Origin of the sequence: Brevundimonas sp. 374 (assembly GCF_900102995.1) — a bacterium.
GTDB lineage: Bacteria > Pseudomonadota > Alphaproteobacteria > Caulobacterales > Caulobacteraceae > Brevundimonas > Brevundimonas vesicularis_C.
This window is the reverse complement of the sequence record NZ_FNKT01000001.1, coordinates 1,025,146-1,042,647: the sequence shown is the minus strand read 5'-3', so window position 1 is coordinate 1,042,647 and position 17,502 is coordinate 1,025,146. Positions and strand designations below refer to the sequence as shown.

At 67.0% G+C, this 17,502-nt stretch carries 22 protein-coding genes; 8 read left to right on the top strand and 14 right to left on the bottom strand.

The features are described from left to right. Positions 1–14: 14 nt before the first annotated feature. The 4 genes from BLR19_RS05175 to BLR19_RS05160 form a co-directional block, all read right to left on the bottom strand. Entirely contained in the window at positions 15–656 is a 642-nt protein-coding gene (locus tag BLR19_RS05175) for a M23 family metallopeptidase (RefSeq protein WP_091747942.1), read from the bottom strand. A 169-nt stretch (positions 657–825) separates the two neighbouring features. Then, a complete protein-coding gene (locus tag BLR19_RS05170) occupies positions 826–1,050 on the bottom strand; it encodes a YdcH family protein (RefSeq protein ID WP_017505991.1) in 225 nt (74 codons plus the stop codon). A 50-nt stretch (positions 1,051–1,100) separates the two neighbouring features. Continuing rightward, positions 1,101–1,565, bottom strand: a complete 465-nt coding sequence (locus tag BLR19_RS05165) for a TIGR02444 family protein (RefSeq protein WP_091747939.1) — start codon at positions 1,563–1,565, stop codon at positions 1,101–1,103. Then, positions 1,562–2,164, bottom strand: a complete 603-nt coding sequence (locus BLR19_RS05160) for a UbiX family flavin prenyltransferase (protein WP_091747936.1) — start codon at positions 2,162–2,164, stop codon at positions 1,562–1,564. Before BLR19_RS05160 ends, BLR19_RS05165 begins: the two co-directional genes overlap by 4 nt. 116 nt (positions 2,165–2,280) lie before the next feature. Between BLR19_RS05160 and BLR19_RS05155 the strand changes: the two genes are divergently transcribed. Further along, a complete protein-coding gene (locus BLR19_RS05155) occupies positions 2,281–2,454 on the top strand; it encodes a YdcH family protein (protein WP_017505994.1) in 174 nt (57 codons plus the stop codon). A 73-nt stretch (positions 2,455–2,527) separates the two neighbouring features. Here the strand turns inward: BLR19_RS05155 and BLR19_RS05150 are convergent, their stop codons facing one another. Further along, positions 2,528–3,193, bottom strand: coding sequence for a DUF1013 domain-containing protein (locus BLR19_RS05150; protein WP_091747933.1), 666 nt, complete (start codon positions 3,191–3,193; stop codon positions 2,528–2,530). Positions 3,194–3,413: 220 nt separating this feature from the next. On the opposite strand from BLR19_RS05150, the gene BLR19_RS05145 reads away from it, so the two are divergent. After that, a complete protein-coding gene (locus BLR19_RS05145) occupies positions 3,414–4,019 on the top strand; it encodes a beta/gamma crystallin-related protein (RefSeq protein ID WP_091747930.1) in 606 nt (201 codons plus the stop codon). On the opposite strand, the gene BLR19_RS05140 is transcribed toward BLR19_RS05145, so the two are convergent. Further along, positions 4,016–4,987 carry an NAD(P)H-quinone oxidoreductase gene (locus tag BLR19_RS05140; protein ID WP_091747927.1) on the bottom strand — a complete coding sequence of 324 codons (972 nt, stop codon included), beginning with the start codon at positions 4,985–4,987 and terminating at the stop codon, positions 4,016–4,018. The two genes, BLR19_RS05145 and BLR19_RS05140, sit on opposite strands and share 4 nt — an antisense overlap. 88 nt (positions 4,988–5,075) lie before the next feature. On the opposite strand from BLR19_RS05140, the gene BLR19_RS05135 reads away from it, so the two are divergent. Beyond that, positions 5,076–5,279 carry a DUF1192 domain-containing protein gene (locus BLR19_RS05135; protein WP_091747924.1) on the top strand — a complete coding sequence of 68 codons (204 nt, stop codon included), beginning with the start codon at positions 5,076–5,078 and terminating at the stop codon, positions 5,277–5,279. 109 nt (positions 5,280–5,388) lie between these two features. Continuing rightward, positions 5,389–5,889 (top strand): protease adaptor protein RcdA, encoded by a 501-nt coding sequence (locus BLR19_RS05130; RefSeq protein ID WP_055754989.1) that lies wholly within the window; start codon positions 5,389–5,391, stop codon positions 5,887–5,889. A gap of 9 nt (positions 5,890–5,898) precedes the next feature. On the opposite strand, the gene BLR19_RS05125 is transcribed toward BLR19_RS05130, so the two are convergent. After that, entirely contained in the window at positions 5,899–7,461 is a 1,563-nt protein-coding gene (locus tag BLR19_RS05125) for a L,D-transpeptidase family protein (protein WP_091747921.1), read from the bottom strand. A gap of 159 nt (positions 7,462–7,620) precedes the next feature. Beyond that, positions 7,621–7,845 (bottom strand): 50S ribosomal protein L31, encoded by a 225-nt coding sequence (gene rpmE / locus BLR19_RS05120; protein WP_017506001.1) that lies wholly within the window; start codon positions 7,843–7,845, stop codon positions 7,621–7,623. Between the two features lie 153 nt (positions 7,846–7,998). Here rpmE and BLR19_RS05115 point away from each other — a divergent pair, with 153 nt between their 5' ends. Continuing rightward, on the top strand, positions 7,999–9,867 hold the full coding sequence (locus tag BLR19_RS05115; RefSeq protein WP_091747918.1) for an ABC transporter transmembrane domain-containing protein: 1,869 nt from the start codon (positions 7,999–8,001) through the stop codon (positions 9,865–9,867). Here the strand turns inward: BLR19_RS05115 and BLR19_RS05110 are convergent. The 6 genes from BLR19_RS05110 to BLR19_RS05085 form a co-directional block, all read right to left on the bottom strand. Continuing rightward, positions 9,864–10,895: a glycerophosphodiester phosphodiesterase gene (locus tag BLR19_RS05110; RefSeq protein ID WP_091747915.1), complete on the bottom strand. Its 1,032-nt coding sequence runs from the start codon at positions 10,893–10,895 to the stop codon at positions 9,864–9,866. The genes BLR19_RS05115 and BLR19_RS05110 overlap by 4 nt on opposite strands. A 195-nt stretch (positions 10,896–11,090) precedes the next feature. Further along, complete coding sequence (locus BLR19_RS05105) at positions 11,091–11,897, bottom strand: inositol monophosphatase family protein (protein ID WP_017504555.1); 807 nt, start codon at positions 11,895–11,897, stop codon at positions 11,091–11,093. Positions 11,898–12,001: 104 nt separating this feature from the next. Next, positions 12,002–12,568, bottom strand: a complete 567-nt coding sequence (efp, locus tag BLR19_RS05100; RefSeq protein WP_017504556.1) for an elongation factor P — start codon at positions 12,566–12,568, stop codon at positions 12,002–12,004. 103 nt (positions 12,569–12,671) lie between these two features. After that, positions 12,672–13,232: a tryptophan-rich sensory protein gene (locus BLR19_RS05095; RefSeq protein ID WP_091747912.1), complete on the bottom strand. Its 561-nt coding sequence runs from the start codon at positions 13,230–13,232 to the stop codon at positions 12,672–12,674. Positions 13,233–13,301: 69 nt separating this feature from the next. Then, the gene (gene bfr / locus BLR19_RS05090; protein ID WP_026108332.1) at positions 13,302–13,802 is read right to left on the bottom strand and encodes a bacterioferritin; all 501 of its coding nucleotides are present in this window, start codon (positions 13,800–13,802) and stop codon (positions 13,302–13,304) included. Positions 13,803–13,943: 141 nt separating this feature from the next. Beyond that, positions 13,944–14,129, bottom strand: coding sequence for a (2Fe-2S)-binding protein (locus BLR19_RS05085; protein WP_017504559.1), 186 nt, complete (start codon positions 14,127–14,129; stop codon positions 13,944–13,946). 131 nt (positions 14,130–14,260) lie between these two features. Here BLR19_RS05085 and thiE point away from each other — a divergent pair, with 131 nt between their 5' ends. From thiE to BLR19_RS05070, 3 genes are all read left to right on the top strand, one after another. Beyond that, positions 14,261–14,914: a thiamine phosphate synthase gene (thiE, locus tag BLR19_RS05080; RefSeq protein ID WP_091749123.1), complete on the top strand. Its 654-nt coding sequence runs from the start codon at positions 14,261–14,263 to the stop codon at positions 14,912–14,914. 62 nt (positions 14,915–14,976) lie between these two features. After that, positions 14,977–16,668, top strand: coding sequence for a sensor histidine kinase (locus BLR19_RS05075; RefSeq protein WP_091747909.1), 1,692 nt, complete (start codon positions 14,977–14,979; stop codon positions 16,666–16,668). Positions 16,669–16,717: 49 nt separating this feature from the next. Next, the gene (locus BLR19_RS05070; RefSeq protein ID WP_143007333.1) at positions 16,718–17,500 is read left to right on the top strand and encodes a hypothetical protein; all 783 of its coding nucleotides are present in this window, start codon (positions 16,718–16,720) and stop codon (positions 17,498–17,500) included. The last annotated feature ends 2 nt before the right edge of the window (positions 17,501–17,502 follow it).

The window sequence follows — 17,502 nt, the reverse complement described above, 5'->3', positions numbered from 1 at the left end:
CAACGCAATGCGCGTCAGACCTTGGCCTTCACCGCCACTTCGAAATGGCGATCGACCACCTTGGTCGGATTGACCTGCGCGCCGCCGCGACGGACCTCGAAATGCAGGTGCGGCCCGGTGGAATAGCCGGTGGAGCCGACCAGACCGATGCGCTGACCGGGCGCGACCGCGTCGCCGTTCGCCACATCGATCCGGCTGAGGTGGCCGTACAGGGTGCTCATGCCGTTGGGGTGGCGCACCTCGATGAAGTTGCCATAGCCCTCGGGGTCGTAGCCCGTGCGGATGACTTCGCCCTCGGCGGCGGTGAAGACGGTCGTGCCTTTCGGCGCGGCGATATCGACGCCCTTGTGCGCGCGCGCCTTGGCTTCAATGGCGAGTTTGCGCAGGCCGAACGGCGAGTTGATCGCATAGCCGCGCACCGGGGCGGTGAAGGCGATCTGGCGCGTGATTGGCCCGGCTTTTTCGACCTCGGCCTTCAGCGGCGGCGACACCGGTGCGGCGATCTGGGTCGGCGGCGGCAAGGCGGCCTCGCGCGCAGCATTTGGCGCGGCGGCGGCGGCGAAAACGGCCACGGCGGCGAAGGCGGCCGTGTGGCCGGAGTGGATCAACAGGGTCTTGCACCGCGCCATCGGCGCGTTGGACAGCAGGCGTCGCATTCGGCGGCCTCTCCAGCGTCTCTACGCTCTGGAATGAAGGAAGCGGCGCCCCGACAGCGCACGGCGTTCCGTGGGAGGGCGGCTTATGCCCACCGGCTTTGGCGACTTTGGGGCTAGGGCGGGGCGGCGGATGGTCGCAGGGCGGAACCTGCCGCCCGCCCGGGCCAGATCAGGCGATGATGTCGGGCAGGATGCGGTCTTCCAGCTTCACGATCTCATCCTTCAGCGCCAGCTTCTTGCGCTTCAACCGGGCGATCATCAGCTGGTCGGGAATGGCGGCCTGACCCAGGGCTTCGATCGAGGCGTCAAGATCGGCGTGTTCCTGGCGCAGATGGTTCACCCGCGCCTGAAGCTCGGCCATTTCCTCGGTGATCGCAGGCGTGTCGTCGTTCATCGTGTCATCTCCACGCCGCTCGTCTCAGGCCGCTTATAGCCACGCTGATCTCAGGCCGGAAGGGCGTCTGCGAGACGGATCAGGGCCGGGCGCGGGGTGACGTCCGCCCACATCCGGGCGGTGGCTGCCAGGCTGTCGATGATCGGGCGGGCCGGTCCGCTGGGTTCGGGCGCCAGCGCCTCCAGCGCATCCAGCAAATGCCGTTCCGCCTCCAGCTCCAGCGCCTTGATGCGGTTGCGCACGCTCTCGCGCGGGCCGTCGTCGATATCGGGCACCGGCGCTTTCAGTATCCGCCGCACCGAACGCAGCGGGGCGACCACGACGCTGTCCCAGGCGCGGGCGGTGTCGCAGGCCGCCTCGATCGTCTCTTCGTCGGGCTTTCGGCCTGTCGCCGCGACCCAGGCCGACCACAGCAGAACAGGTACGTTCTGGTCGTGGCTGTCCTGCAGCGCCAGACACGCCTCGCCGACCCCCGGCGCGCCGTAGGCGGCCACCGCCCAGTCCCACAGCCTCATGACTTCAGGCCTTCCCACCGCCGCACCGAGCCCCAATCCAGGCCGAACAGGTCCAACGTCCGCCCCACCGACTGATCGACCATCTCCATGATCGAGCTCGGCCGGGCGTAAAGCGCGGGCAGGGGCGGTGCGATGATCGCGCCCATTTCGGCTAAGGCCGTCATGGTGCGCAGGTGGCCCAGGTGGAACGGCGTTTCGCGCACCATCAGCACCAGCGGTCGCCGCTCTTTCAGCGTCACGTCCGCCGCCCGCGTCAGCAGGGTGGAAGTCACGCCGGTCGCGATCTCGCTCATCGTCTTGATCGAGCAGGGCGCCACGATCATGCCGAGGGTGCGGAAAGAGCCGGAGGCGATCGTCGCTCCCACGTCGCCCAGCTTGTGAACCACCGACGCCTTGGCCGTCAGTTCGTCAGGCGACAGATCGGTCTCCTGCGACAATGTGAGCAGGGCGGCCTTGGTCACGACCAGATGGCTTTCGACGCCCAGATCGTTCAGCGCATCCAGCACCCGGGCGCCATAGACGGCGCCGGAAGCCCCTGAAATCCCGACCACCAGTCTGGCGGGCGGGTTCCGTATGGCTCCGTTCACATCATCGTCCATTTTGGGGGTCAGCCTCCTTCGGGTCCGGGGCGACGGGCTGTCACTGGAAAGTGATTACACAGCGCGCCAAACCGGGCGCTCACTCTACTGGTCCCTAACCAAAGGAGGCGCAAGCCATGACCATCGAGGCTCGTATTCGCGAACTGGGTAATCGTCATCGCACCCTGGATGAGACCATCCAGAAGGAGCTTACCCGCCCGTCCACGGATCCGTTGCAGGTCAGGGCGCTGAAGCAGAAGAAGCTTCGGCTGAAGGAAGAAATCACCAGTCTGGAGGCGCGCGCGACCTAGCGTCTGTCTCCCTGAAAACGGCGACGGCCCCGGAGATCGCTCTCCGGGGCCGTTTTTGTTGCGCGAAGGCGGATCAGTCCTTGGTGCCGAACACCGATTCCGCTGTCGGCTCGGCGCCGGGACGTTGGCGGACTTCCGGCACGAACTCGGGCTCGGCCTCGACCTGTTCGACGGGCTGGATCGTGCCGCCGCCGTTCTTCAGGTCGTCCTTGGCCTTCTTGTCGGCGGCCTTCTTGACGATCTCGTCCAGCGCCAGCTGGCCGACCAGGCCGAGAGTCACCGGGTCGACCGGCTTGATGTTGGCGCTGTTCCAGTGCGTGCGGTTGCGCACACTCTCGATGGTGGACTTGGTCGTGCCCAGCATCTTGGCGATCTGGGCGTCCGTCACCTCGGGGTGGTTACGCACGAACCAGGCGATGGCGTCGGGGCGGTCCTGGCGACGCGACACCGGCGTGTATTTCGGCGCTGGCTTTGCCGACTTCAGCAGTTCGGCGTGGCGGCTGACGATGGCCTTCATGCGATAGTTTTCGTCGCCCTGTGCCTTGTCTAGTTCTTCGCGCGTCAGCTGGCCGCCGGTGACGGGATCGACGCCACGGATGTCGCGCGCCACGTCGCCGTCGGCGATGCCGCGAACTTCCAGCGGGTGCAGGCCGCAGAAGTCGGCGATCTGCTCGAAGCTGAGAGAGGTGTTGTCGACCAGCCAGACCGCAGTGGCCTTGGGCATCAGAATGTCGCTCATGGGGCGTTCGTCCCGGTGTTGTTGAGCCGCCGAATGAGGCTTCGGCTGGCGTTGGATACGACGGCGCCCGGCCTTTCGACCGGGCGCGTATGATGCCGATATAGGCCTATTCGACACAAAAGAAAACGCTGACCGACAATCCCATACAGCAACGGTTCATCCGCCCTGACGCAACCTTCGCGGTAATGAAGCTTTTCAGCTTCGGGAGAGGAGAACCACAATGTCCATTCTGCTTGGCGCGGCTCTGGCCGCAGCGATGGCCTCGGGCCAGGACTATGCACAGCAACGCGTCGCCCCGCGCGGCGGCTATACCCAGTCGTGCTCGGAAGCCTATGTGAATCGCGGTCGTCTCTATGCCGATTGCCGCGACATGCGTGGCCGGATGCGCGGCACGTCGATCGAGCTGAACCGCTGCGGCGGCGAGGAGATCAACAACGACAACGGCCTGCTGGTCTGCGGGCGTTTCCGTGGCGACTATGAAGACAGCCAGCCCGGTCGCCCCGGCGGCGGCTGGGGACCCGGCAACGGCGGCCCCGGCTGGGGCGGCGGCAATGGCGGTGGCTGGGGTCGGTCCTCGATCACCGTCTATGAGAACGCCAACTTCCGCGGCGCTTCGCGTGAGTTCACCAGCGAAGACCGCAACCTGGGCCGCACCCCATTCAACGACCGCATCAGTTCGATGCGCGTCGAAGGCCGCTGGGAAGTCTGCACCGACGCCGAGTTCCGGGGCCGCTGCCGCATCGTCGAAGGCGATGTCCGCTTCCTGAACGGCGGCTTCAACGACAACATCTCGTCGCTGCGCCCCGTGCGCGGCGGGCGCTACTAGACGCTCAGCACGATCTTGCCGATGTGCCCGCCGGCTTCCAGTTCGGCGTGCGCATCGGCCGCCTGCTCCAACGCGAACACCGCCTGAACTGGCGGCTTCACCTTGCCGGATGCGACCCACGGCCAGGCGGTCGCCTCGACAGCCAGGGTCAGACGCGCCTTTTCGTCTGCCGGGCGGCTGCGTAAGGTCGATCCCGTCAGGGTCAATCGCTTCAGCATGATCCGCTGCAGATCCATCTCGATCCTGGGGCCGGTCAGGGAGGCGATGACCACCCAACGCCCGCCCGCATTCAGACTGTTCAGGTTCAGGGCGGCGTAGTCGCGCCCCACCATGTCCAGAACCACGTCCGCGCCGCCCGCCTCGCGGATCTGCGCCTCCAGATCATCGCTCTTGGCGTCGAGGCTGATGTCCGCGCCCAGCGCCTTGGCGGCTGCGGCCTTGTCCGCCCCGCGTGAGGTGGCGATCACTCGGGCGCCGGCGGCCTTGGCCATCTGGATGGCCGTCACGCCGATGCCGCTGGTCGCCCCGTGGATCAGCAACGTCTCGCTGGCCTTCAACGCGCCGCTCTCGAACACATTGGCGAAGACGGTGAAGACGGTTTCCGGCAGTACGGCCGCCTGCACGTAATCCAGACCCTCCGGGATCGGCAGGACATGACGCGCATCGACCACGGCCAACTCCGCATAGCCGCCGCCGCCCAGCAGGGCGCAGACCCGGTCGCCGACCGCCCAGCGCGTGACGCCCTCTCCGACGGCCTCGATCTCGCCGGCGATCTCAAGCCCCAGAACGTCCGACGCGCCGGGGGGAGGGGGGTAGGCGCCGGTGCGTTGCAGCAGGTCCGGCCGGTTCACGCCCGCTGCCCGCACCCGGATCAGCACCTGACCCGGCCCCGCCACGGAATCGGGCCGTTCGGCGATCTTCAGGGCCTCGGCCGGTCCTGAACCGCCTTCGATTTCGATCACGCGCATCGCACTCGCCTTGTATTCGTCCGTATCCGGGCGTTCAGATAGGGACCGTGGACCGCCTTGGCCATGACAGCGCGAAAGGAAGGCGACGATGTTCGAAGATCTTGAACCCCGCCCGCAACGCGGCGAACCGCTGCGGGTCCTGTCACGCGAAGACCTGGACGTTTACGCCGTCGAGGATTTGCAGGAGCGGATCGCCGCGCTGGAGGCCGAGATCGCGCGCTCGCGCGCCGCGATCGAGACGAAACGCTCCAAGAAAAACGCCGCCGACGCCCTGTTCAACTTCGGTTCGTGATCGCGAATGATCCGCTGGCATGGCATGAGCGTTGCATCTTTTGTGCGAACGGCGCCGTCAGGCGCCGATTGCAGGACGGACCCGACCTTCTCTGATGATCAATGCTCAAATGACCTCCGCCCCGTCCCCCGCTGACCGCAGCCGCACCGTTCGCGATTTCGCCCGGTCGGAGCTGTTCGATCGCACCTTCCGCGAAGGCATGGAGCTGGTCGAGGAAACCGCCGCCTATCTGGACGGCGAGGGCCGTCGCGATTCCAAGATGCTGTCGCGCGCCGCCGCCCTGGCCTATGCGGCCGAGAGCATGAAGCTGACCACCCGCCTGATGCAGATCGCCTCCTGGCTCCTGGTCCAGCGCGCTGTGCGCGAAGACGACATGTCGCCGGAAACCGCCTGCGAGCCGCGCTATCGCCTGAACGAGCGTCGCATCGACGCCGAGCCCAGCCACGCCGAACTTCCGATCGCCCTGATCGAATATCTGGTTCGTTCGGAAAAGCTGTTCGACCGCACCCTTTATCTGGATCGCCGCATGTATGCCGACGATCAGGATCAGGCCCCGGAAAACCCGGTGCTCAGCCAGATGGGCATGCTTGAGGCGGCCTTCAGGGGCTGATCGCCCCCTTTACGGCCCGACGTCGTTGGCGTCCGCCCTGCCGTCGTCGATGGGCTTGGGCAGGTTGACGCCGATGCCCAGCGCCTGCGCCAGCTTGTCGTCGCGGCCATAGACGTCCTCGCGGAACGCCACGCGGCCCTGACCGTCCACGAAGGCGGTCCAGTACAGCAGACGCACCGAGATTTCCCGGCCGGTGGTCACGCGCGTCGTCTCGCGCGTGTCCTGGGCCGTGTCGAACTGGGCCAGCTTGGTCGGATCGGGCGACAGCAGCAGGCGCGCGAACTCCACCGCATTCTGCACCCGCACGCAGCCGTGGCTGCGCTGACGCGTGGACAGGTTGAAGGCGGCCTTCGACGGCGTGTCGTGCAGGAAGATGGCGTAGCTGTCGCGCAGCTCGAACTTCACATAGCCCAGGGCCGAGCGCGGACCGGCGCGCTGGATGACCGTGCCGTCCTTCACATACATGTCGTTGGCGGCCAGATACCCCGGCCCCTTGGGCAGGATTTCGCGGCGCGCGATGCCAGCCGGCACATACCAGGGCGGATTGGCCACGACCGAGGCGAACGGCTTCTCCAGACTGGGCGTCTGGTTCTCGGCCGAGCCGACCACGACGCGGTTGGAGTGAACCGGCTTGCCGTCCTTCCAATAGACCATAATGGCGGCGGCGGTGTTGACCTCGATCCGCTCGGGCGCGACCTCGCGCTTCAGCCAGCGACGGCGCTCCAGGTTCAGCGCGATCTGACGCGCACGGTCCTCGGCCGAGGCGCCCAGTGAGCGCTGGGTGCCCGCGCCGATCCGGCCGTCGGCGCCCAGACCATGGCGGTTCTGGAAGCTTTGCACCGCACGTTGCAGTTCGGCGTTGTAAACCAGGCCCTGCGATTTCAGCCGCGCGCCGTCGGCGGCCGACAGGTCGCCCTCGGCCGTCAGGCGGTCGATCAGGGCGGGGATTCGGCGATCGCTGTTGCCAGGCTCGATGGTCGCGCCTTGGGTGAAACGGGGCCAGCCGCCCTGCGCCGCCAGACGGCGATAGCGGACATAGCCGGCCGACAGGTTCTGATAACCGATGTCGGTGGGCGCCAGGCCGTCGTACCATTGGCCCAGCACGTTGCGGCTCAGGGCGTCGCTGAGACCGCGCGGCAGGTCCACACGGTTCTTCTGCATTTCCCAAAGATCTTCAACCGTCTCCGGCCGCACCTTGCCCTCGGCCAGGACGCGGGCATAGGCCAGCGCCGCCGCCGTGGTCCGCAGGTCCGCGCTCGCCGGATCGGCCGCCAGTCCCACGAAGTCGAAATAGTCGGAGCCCGCCAGACCATGGCGATTGGCGCCGGCCGCGACGGTGTTCAGGGCCCGCACCCGGTCGGCGTTCCACACCGGCCGCCAGCCGTTCATTTCATAAAAGGCGCGCACATCCGCCTGCTGCGTGTCGGGTAGACGCGAAATCTGGTCGTTGAAGCTGTTGTAGAAGGCGGTCGCCTCCGGTCCGCGCTGCACGAAGACCTGCTGCGCGCGCGCCGCCGAGCCAAGGGTCATGGCCGCCGTCGCGACGCCCAGACCCAGTTGCCGTCTATTCATAGTCTTCCGCTTCTTCGATCGCTTCGGCCAGCGTGGCCGACGCCCCTGGTACCCGAACGCCCCCACATTATCGGTGTTCCGACCAAACAAAAAGCGCCGGCCTTGCGACCGACGCTCTTGGTGTTCCGATTGCTGCGAGATGTCGCAGCCAAGACGCGCTTACTTCTTGATGAAGCCGGCGAACTTGTTGTTGAAGCGCGAGACGCGGCCGCCGCGGTCCATCAGCTGGGCGTTGCCGCCCGTCCAGGCCGGGTGCGTCGACGGATCGATGTCGAGGGCCAGCTTGTCGCCTTCCTTCCCGTAGGTCGAACGGGTCTGATAGGTGCTGCCGTCGGTCATCACCACGGTGATGAAGTGGTAGTCGGGATGGGTATCCGCCTTCATGGTCGTCGTCCGGTCTCTGCGCGGTGACGATGCCGACCGTCCGTGCGCGTGAAATGAGAAACCCGCCACCAAATCCTTTTTAAGGGAAAGGCCCGGCGGGAATGAGGGGCGGCGTTTACACCGGGGGGCGTTCCGGGGCAAGAGGCGGGCGAAATGACCGATCAAGCCGCCGCCTCCGCCTCTTCCGCCAACCGCGCCTCGGGCATGGCGTCGCTGGAGGGCCGGCCCAGCGCCGGCGCCCTTCTGGCCGACCAGATGTCCGAAGCGGGCGACAAGCGCGCCAAACGCCGCGACATCCGCCCGCTGGCGCGACTGATTCCCTTCGCCATGCGCCACAAGGGTCATGCCCTGATGGCGGTCTTCTGGCTGCTGCTGTCCACCGCCGCCTCGCTGGGCCTGACCGCCCTGGCGCGCGGAGCCATCGATCATGGGTTCGAGGCCGGCGGCGCCAATCTGAACATCTGGTTCCTGCTGCTGGGCACCAACGCCCTGTTCCTGGGGCTGGCGACCGCCGCCCGCTACTATTTCGTCACCCGCACGGGCGAGCGCGTCATCGCCGATGTGCGAAAGGGTCTGTTCGGCCGCATCCTGACGCTGGACCCGTCCTTCTACGCCCATATGCGCACCGGCGAGGTGCTGTCGCGCCTGACCACGGACATCGCCTTGGTCGAGACGCTGATGACGACCTCAATCTCCTACGCGCTGCGCAACTTCCTGACCCTGATCGGCGGCGTGGCCCTGCTGTTCTTCGTCAGTCCCAAGTTGACCGGCTTCGTCCTGCTGATCGTGCCCTTCCTCCTTGGGCCGATCTTCATCTTCGGCCGCAAGGTGCGCAAACTGACCGTGGCGTCTCAGGATCGCTTCGCCAACGCCGTCGGCTTCGCCGGTGAAAGCGTGGACGCTATCGAGACGGTCCAGGCCTTCGGTCGTGAACAGAGCGCCATCACCCGCTTCGGCGCGGCGGTCGAGGACGCCTTCAACGCTTCCCTGACGCGGATGCAGGCCCGCGCCTGGATGACCGCCCTGATCATCGTCGTCATGTTCGGCGGCGTGACCCTGGTGCTGTGGCTGGGCGCCCAGGACGTGGTGAAGGGCGCCATGACGCCCGGCGCCCTGCTTCAGTTCGTTCTGCTGTCCGTTTTCGCCGCAGGCGCCGTTGGCGCGCTCGGCGAAAGCTGGGGCGACGTGCAAAAGGCCGCCGGCGCCATGGAGCGGATCGAGGAGTTGATGCGCGCCGTCGCCGGCATCGCCCCGCCGCCCCAGGCCACGGCCTTGCCAACGCCCCCGTGTGGCGAGGTGTCGATGTCGGCCGTGGGCTTCGCCTATCCAGGCCGCCCCGACCTTCCGGCCTTGAAGGGCTTCAGCCTGACCGTACGCCCCGGTGAGACGGTCGCTTTGGTCGGTCCGTCCGGCGCCGGCAAGTCCACGGTCTTCCGCCTGCTGCTGCGCTTCTACGATCCGCAGACCGGCATGGTCTCGGTCGACGGCGTCGATGTGCGCCAGGCCGATCCCGTTGCCGTGCGCGATCGCTTCGCCTGGGTGTCGCAGGAGACGCCGCTGTTCTCGGGCTCGGCCTTGGAAAACATCCGCTTCGGTCGCGAGAACACGACTTTGGAAGAGGCCCGCGCTGTCGCCGAAAAGGCCCAGGCGCTCGGCTTCATCGACGCCCTCCCGGAAGGGTTCGACACCCCGCTCGGCGAGCGCGGCAAGAGCCTGTCGGGCGGCCAGCGCCAGCGCCTGGCCATCGCCCGCGCCCTGGTCCGCGACGCCCCCATACTGTTGCTGGACGAGGCCACCAGCGCGCTTGACGCCGAAAGCGAGCGCCTGGTCCAGGTCGCCCTCGATCAGGCGATGGAGGAGCGCACCACCCTGGTCATCGCCCACCGCCTCGCCACCGTCCTGCGCGCCGACCGCATCGTCGTCATGGACGACGGCCGCGTGGTCGAAGAGGGCACCCACGAGCAACTCGTCGCCCAGGGCGGCCTCTACGCCCGCCTTGCCGAGCTTCAGTTCCGCAACTAGGGCGCCGTGGTCCGCGCCAGGGCCGGGAAGTCGCTGAACAGCGCATCGACCCCGGCCTCGGCGAAGGCTGAGGCATAGCCGGTCATGTCGCCGTGCCCGGCCGGGTCGTCGCCTCTGCGTCGCTCGACCGGCAAGAAGACGTTCTCGGCCCGTAGGGTCCAGACCACGACCTTGAGGCCCGCCGCATGGGCGTCGGTGACCAGGGTGCTCGGCGCTGTCGTGCGGCCGTCAGCGGCGCGCGGCAGGATCAGAGTCATTTCCGGCGCGACCCAGTCGGCGTAGGCGGCAATGGCCTTCAGCCCCTCGGGCGCGATCATCTGCGCATAGGTCACGTCCGCCCGGTCCGCCGGTCCGCCCTTGGCGGCCACGAGTTGAGCCAGCGGCGCATCGATGCGCGTCGCCAACCGCTCCAGCGGCCCGACCTCGAAACACTGGATGATGATCGGGGCCTCGGCGCCCATCAGACCCAGCCGTTCCAGTTCCGCGACGAAGCCGTCCTCCATCGGCAGACCAATCGCGGCGAAATAGGTCGGGTGTTTCAGCTCCGGCGCCACGGCGATCGTGCGCCCGATCCGCGCCGAGGCCTCGCGCGCGATGGCGACGACCTCGGCGAAGGTCAGGATCGGCTCCTGTCCGTCATAGGCGGCGCTGCCCGGTCGAAAGGCGGGCAAGCGCTCCCTGGCCCTCAACGTCTTCAACTCGGCCAGGGTGAAGTCTTCAGTGAACCAGCCGGTGGTCTCGACCCCGTCGATGGTCTTGGTCGTCCGACGGCCCGCGAACTCGGGCCGGTCGCCCACGTCGGTCGTGCCGCCGATCTCGTTCTCATGCCGATCGACGAAGACGCCGTCCCTGGTCAGCACCAGATCCGGCTCGATCACGTCCGCGCCCTGTTCGATCGCCAGCTTATAGGCCGCACGCGTGTGCTCGGGCCGTTCGCCGGACGCGCCGCGATGGGCGATGATCAGGGGGTGGGCCAGGGCGGGCGTTCCGGTCAGAAGGACGAGGCCGCACAGGATGAAACGGATCATCCGCCTTGGATAGGGCAGGGGCGCGACAGGTCGATGACCATCTTCTCCCCACACGTGGGGAGGGGGACCGCAGAGCGGTGGAGGGGTTCTTAAAGCCCCACCGGCCGCTGGCGATCAGGCAAGAGCCCCTTCGTCACGGCGCTGAAGAAGCGCCGCGCCACTTCCCCGCAAGCGGGGAAGAGACAGAAGCGAGCCTCAGGAGCCCTGCAGAACCTTGCGCAGGTGCGGATGCAGTTCGGTGTTCGACGCCAGGATCGACTTGCCCGTCTTGGGATCGCCGTCGTTCTCGATGGTCGTGACGCGGCCGCCGGCCTCGGTGACGAACAGGATGCCCGCCGCCACGTCCCAGGGCTTCAGGTTGCGCTCGTAATAGGCGTCGTAGCGACCGGCCGCGACCCAGGCGAAGTCCAGGGCGGCCGAGCCCAGGCGGCGGATGCCCGCGACGCGCTGGCCCACGGCGTGCAGATCCTTGATCGACTGGGCGTGGCCCGACTTGCCGATGAAGGGCAGGCCGGTGGCGATCAGGCTTTCGGACAGATCGCGACGGCCGGCGACGCGGATGCGCTGGTCGTTCAGATAGCAGCCCTTGCCCTTTTCAGCCCAGAAGAGCTCGTTCATGACGGGGTTGTAGGTCACGCCGGCGACGATCTCGCTCGACCCGTCGGGCGCGCGGCGCTCCAGCCCCACCGTGATGGCGAAGTGAGGCATGGCGTGCATGAAGTTGGTGGTGCCGTCGATCGGATCGACGATCCAGGTGTGGGACTTGTCCGTCCCCTCGATCATGCCGCGTTCCTCGCCCAGGAAGCCGTAGCCGGGGCGGGCCTTCATCAGCAGTTCGTAGAGCGTGTCTTCGGCCTTCAGGTCGGCGGCCGTGACGAAATCGCCGGGGCCCTTTCTCGACACCTGAAGCTGGGAGACTTCGCCGAAGTCGCGCAGCATCGGGCGGGCGGTCTTGCGCACCGCATCGGTCATGACTTGGAGCAGGGCGGAGGCGAGGGCCATCGGGGAATCTCCTGGTCCGAAAGTCCTTCAAAGCCGCAGCCGGACAGTCGGAGAAGTTCAGAAAGGAACGGCCCCGAAAGGGGCCGCTTTAGCATGGTGGTCTGTTAGTCCGCGCGGCGGACATATTCGCCGCTGGTCGTGTCGACGACGATACGCTCGCCGGCCGACATATAGGGCGGGATCATGATGCGCACGCCGTTCGAAGCCAGCGCGGGCTTGTAGGACGACGAGGCGGTCTGGCCCTTCACGGTCGGCTCGGTCTCGGCGACTTCCAGCACGACCTGATCGGGCAGCTCCAGGCCAATCGGACGCTCTTCGTGCATCTCGATGACGACCTTCATGCCTTCCTGCAGATAGGGGATGCGCTCTTCGCCGACCCAGTCCTTCTGCAGTTCGATCTGCTCGTAGGTGGCGTCGTCCATGAAGACCAGGCTGTCGCCGTTGTCGAACAGATAGGAGAAGTCCTTCTGTTCCAGCGTCACGCGCTCGACCTTGTCTTCCGACCGGAAGCGTTCGTTCAGCTTGTTGCCGGTTTCCAGATTCTTTGCCTCGACGTTGGCGAAGGCGCCGCCCTTGCCGGGCTTGACGTGGCTGGCCTTGGTGACGACCCACAGGCCGCCATTGTGCTGCAGGACCATGCCGGGCTTGATGGTGTTGCCGTTGATCTTCATGGGGTCACATCGGAAATGGAGTTGCGCCCTCGCACCGTTCGGGGCGAGGCGAATAGGGCGCGATCCCTAGAGGAAGCCCCGATAAAGGGCAAGGCGACGCAACCTAATGCAGGGTGCGCCCGGCCGAGGCGTCATCGGCCTTGCGATGCAGGAAGTTCCCGAACCGCACGCCCGACCCCAGCGGCGCCGCCATCTTGCCGGCCCCTTCGTCCAGCTTGCGCGCCTCGTGGGCGAAAGCGGCGGCCAGACCGGCCGACGACATGGCGGCGATCACCTGACGCGCCATCGACGACGGACGCAGGCCCAGCCAGACGGCGTTCACCGTCTGGGCCGCGACCCATAGGCCCATGGCGCGGGTCCGTTCCTTTTGCGGAGGCGCGTTCCAGACGCGCACGGCAGACAGAGTCGTCGCCGAAAACACCGCCGGCAGGATCAGGCTGAAGGCTCCCTTGGGCTTTTCGGTGATCGGCAGGTCCTTGTCGCGCACCTGTTTCAGGTTGCGACGGGGCTTCAACGCGCCCGAGGCGATGGTGTGGGCCAACAGGGCGAAGCCGACGGTCAGGGCGATCCCGGCGACCACATGGCCGGCGCTGCGGCCCTCGCTGTTCAGCAAGTCCATGGCGGCGTCGCGCACGTCGTCGATGGCGTCGTCGATATCGGTCATGGTCCGCTCCAGCTTGGCCCTGACAGGCTAATGGCCGGAGCGGATTGGAGTTCCGTCAGAAGGCAGAGCTTAGTTGCCGGTCGCCGCGCCGTCGGTGACGATCTCTTTCATCGCCGATTGCAGATAGTTCTGCGCGCCCATCAGCTCGATCAGCTTGTGCTGGTTTTCCAGGAAGTCGATGTGCTCTTCGGTGTCGGCCAGGATCTTCATCAGCAGGTCACGGCTGACGTAGTCGCGGGTTTCCTCGCACTGGGTCACGGCGGCGGCGGTCGTCGCGCGGCTGTCCAGTTCCAGTTGCAGGTCGGCGCCTAGGCATTCGATCGGATCCTCGCCGACCTTCAGCTTGTGCAGGTCTTGCAGATTGGGCAGCCCGTCCAGGAAGAGGATGCGTTTGATCAGCATGTCGGCGTGCTTCATCTCGCCGATCGACTCTTCGTAGATGACGTTGCCCAGGTGCGCGAGGCCCCAGCTTTCGAACATGCGGGCATGCAGGAAATACTGATTTACGGCCGTCAGCTCGTTGGTCAGCACTGCGTTCAGCGTGCGCAGGATTGCGGGATCGCCCTTCATGGCCATGGTCCTTGGTCTCGCCACGGCGCTATCGCCGTCTGTCGAGCGCAGCCATAACACAGTAAAACGGGCTTTGTTTATTTGCGAGTTTTTATCACTGCATTGAGAGTGCGAGTGACTGTCGGCCGCAGGCGAAGCAAACTATTCGGCTGCGAGTGCGAACGCTTCGCGGCTTTCCTGAATCATCTGACGCATCTCGCAGACACATTTGGCGCACTGGGCCTGGCACTGGTTGCGCGCGAAGATGTCACGCGGACGGCAGGCGCCGGCCTCGATGGCCTGGGCGACATCACGCTGGCGAAGACCGTTACAGTTGCAGACGTACACGAGGCGCTACACGTTTCACTGACTGAGAATGGTTCGCTATAGCAGTCCTTAAGGCGATTGCAAGTCGTTCGCATGGTTTCGCCCGGCCTTGGGCCGTTGACGGATCGTCGCAGGGGCAGGCAATGACGGACATGGCCCGAACACCCACCGTCCCCGAGCGTCCGCCCTGCCGGCTGTATCTGATCACGCCGCCTGCGATCGCCGACCTGAACGCCTTTGCGCAAACCCTCGATCAGGCCTTGGCCGCCGGCGACGTCGCGGCCTTGCAGATCCGGCTGAAGCCCGCCGACGAGGCCGCTATCCGCACGGCGGTCGAGGTGTTGGCTCCCATTGCGCGGCGTCATGATGTCGCGGTCCTGCTGAACGACAGGCCCGATCTGGCGCGGACCACCGGCTGCGACGGCGTTCACATCGGTCAGGAAGACGGCTCTCTGGCCGAGGCGCGGCGTATCATGGGGCCAGACGCCATGATCGGCGTCACCTGCCACGACGACCGCGATCTGGCCTGGGACGCCGCAGAGGGCGGCGCCGACTACGTCGCCTTCGGCGCCTTCTATCCCACCGAAACAAAGGAAACGGTGCATCGCCCGCCGCTGGACATCCTGACGGTGTGGCAAGAGACGGTCGAGACACCCTGCGTCGCCATTGGCGGGATCACGGTCGATAACGCCGCAGAGCTTGCCCAAGCCGGCGCTGACTTCGTGGCGGTCAGCGGCGGGGTCTGGAACCATCCCGACGGCGCAGCCGAGGCCGTCAGGCGTTTCAATGAAAAATTGCGGGCCTGACTTCAGGGGATATTAGGAACCGTGTCGTCCTATTCCGACCTCTGATTGGTCGGAACCTGTCCATGATCCTGAGCCGCGCGCTCAATATCGACGCCCCCCACAGCGCCCCCGTCAAGGGCGTGATGGCGGCTGGCCATCGGCCCGGCCCCGTCGGCGCCGAAGGTCCGGACGGCCCCAATCCCCTTATTCCGGTGCTGACGGGCGTCGTCGTCGCCATCTTGGTCGCCTTGGCGATCGCCTATGCCCGTTCGGCCGGACTGGTGGCGGGCCTGTGGGGCGCCAGCGGCGTCGCCGTCGCCGTCTGGCTGCGTACCAGCCGTGGCCGCACCAGCGACCTCACCTTCGCAGGCGTCCTGACCGTCAGCATCCTGATTGGCGAGATCATCGCCGGCAACAAGCCGCCGCTGGCGCTGGCCTTCACGATCGCCAACATGATCGAGATCGTCGGGGCTGTCCTGCTGGCCCGCCGGTTCTCGCCCACGCTCAACCTTTCCAGCCTGAACGGCGCGGTCAGCTTCCTGTTCTTCGCGGCTGTCCTGGCGCCGATCCCCGCCGCCCTGTGCAGCACCCTGATCCTGTCGCTGATGGGCCAGGGCGACATCGTTTGGCAGGGGTTCCAGACTTGGTGGCTGGGTCACGCCTTGGGCATCGCTGTACTGGGTTCGCTAGGGATGTCGCTGACGCCTGCGATGTTCGCGCGTCTGCTGAAACCCAGGAAGCTGATCGAGGCTGTCGTTCTGATCGGCCTTGTCCCCGTCTTCTACTTTGTCGCCTTCACGGGCGACGTGCCGATGGGCTTCGTCCTGCTGCCGCTTCTGCTGGCCATCGCGGTACGGCTCGGCGTCGCGGGCGCCGCCTTCACCCTGGTCGTCATGAGCGTGCTGTTGGTCGGCAGCGCCATGATCGGAAACGGCCCCTACGCTCAGGGCGACCTGACCCATCAGGTTCTGATGGCCCAGATGCTGGTGCTGATCGGCTATATGCCCGTCCTGCTGGTGGCCTCGTTGCTGGAAGAGCGCGATCTTCTGGCGGAGCGCGCGCGCGTCGGTCGCGAACGCGCCGAAAAGGCCTCGGAGGCCAAGTCTCGCCTGCTCGCCAACGTCGCCCACGAGATCAAGAGCCCGGTCGCCGGCATCATCGGCATTGGCGACCTGTGGCGGCAGGGCCACCTGGGGCCGGTCTCGGCTCAGCAGGCCGAGATGTCCGACATGCTGGTCAAGACCGCGCGTCAGGTCGAAACCCTGGCCCACGATCTGCTGGATGTGGCCCGCGCCGAATCCGGGGCCGTCCGGGTCGATCTGCGGCCGACCGACATTCCAGGGCTGCTGGAAGACGTGCGCCGCACGTGCCTGCTGTGGCCCGACGCCGACCGGGTCGCCGTCGAGGTGGTGTGCGAGGGCGATGGTTTGATCGCGGCCGCGGACTCTCAGCGTCTGGCCCAGATCATCACCAACCTGACCAGCAATGCGCTGAAATACGGCGGGTCCGGCGGCCGTGTCGTTCTGCGTGCGCTTCGTCAGGATGACTGCGTCCGCATCGAGGTCAGCGATTTCGGCCCCGGTCTGTCGCTTCAGAAGCAGGCTCAGCTGTTCGAGCCCTTCAACCGCCTTGGCCTTGAGCGTTCGACGATCGAGGGGCACGGCGTCGGCCTGGCCCTGGCCAAGCGATTGGTCGAGTTGCAGGGCGGCTCGATCGGCGTGATCTCGGCGCCGGGCGAGGGCGCCACCTTCTGGGTCGCGCTGCCCAAGGCGTGAGGTCGCGCTTGCGGTCGCGCCCCGGCCGCGCGATGGTCGAGCCATGCCCATGATCGCCCTTGCCGCCGCCCTCGTGATTTCCGGACAGGCGACGACGCCTCCGCCGCAGCGCGCCGGTTCCAACCTGACGCGGGACTTGAACAGCGCCCCGCCTTCCGCGACCCCGCCCGCCGCCTCCACGGCAACTCCGGCCCCGACCCAGGCCCCGGCCCGGGCGACGAGCCAGGCCTTGCCTCCAATCGGCCAGACCCCCGCGGCATCGCCGCGTCCGGCGCCCGCCGCGTCATCCGCACCGCGCACGACCCAGGCCCAGCCGCCCATCGGCCAAAGCCCGGCGGCCACGACGCGCCCGGCGACCGCGACACGTCCGCAAACGCCAGCCCCGACCACAACGGCGCCTCAACCGACCGCGCCTCAACCGACAACGACCGCGCCTGCCGCAACCACGCCGGCCGCCGCACCCGCCCCGGCGGCCTTGAACGCCGCCGCCATCGCCGCTCTGCCGTTCAGCATCCAGCTGCCCGCCGGCCTGACCATCACCCCGGCGCGCGCGGGCGCGACCGCCAGCATCTATCGCGTCCAGCGCGGCGACCAGACCCTGCTGATGATCTACGCCGGCCCGTCGTCGCAGTTTCCGATCTATGACGGCGAGACGGTCCGCGCCGGCGGCCGCGCCTCGGTCGTCGTCACCGAAGGCAGCCGCCGTCTGGCGATGGAGCACCTGTTCCAGCGCGCCACGGATCCCAAGGAGATCCACGTCTGGATCGCCAGCGTCGAGGGCGCGGACCGGGATCTGGCCGAACGGATCGGCCAGTCCATCGACGTCAAATAGGG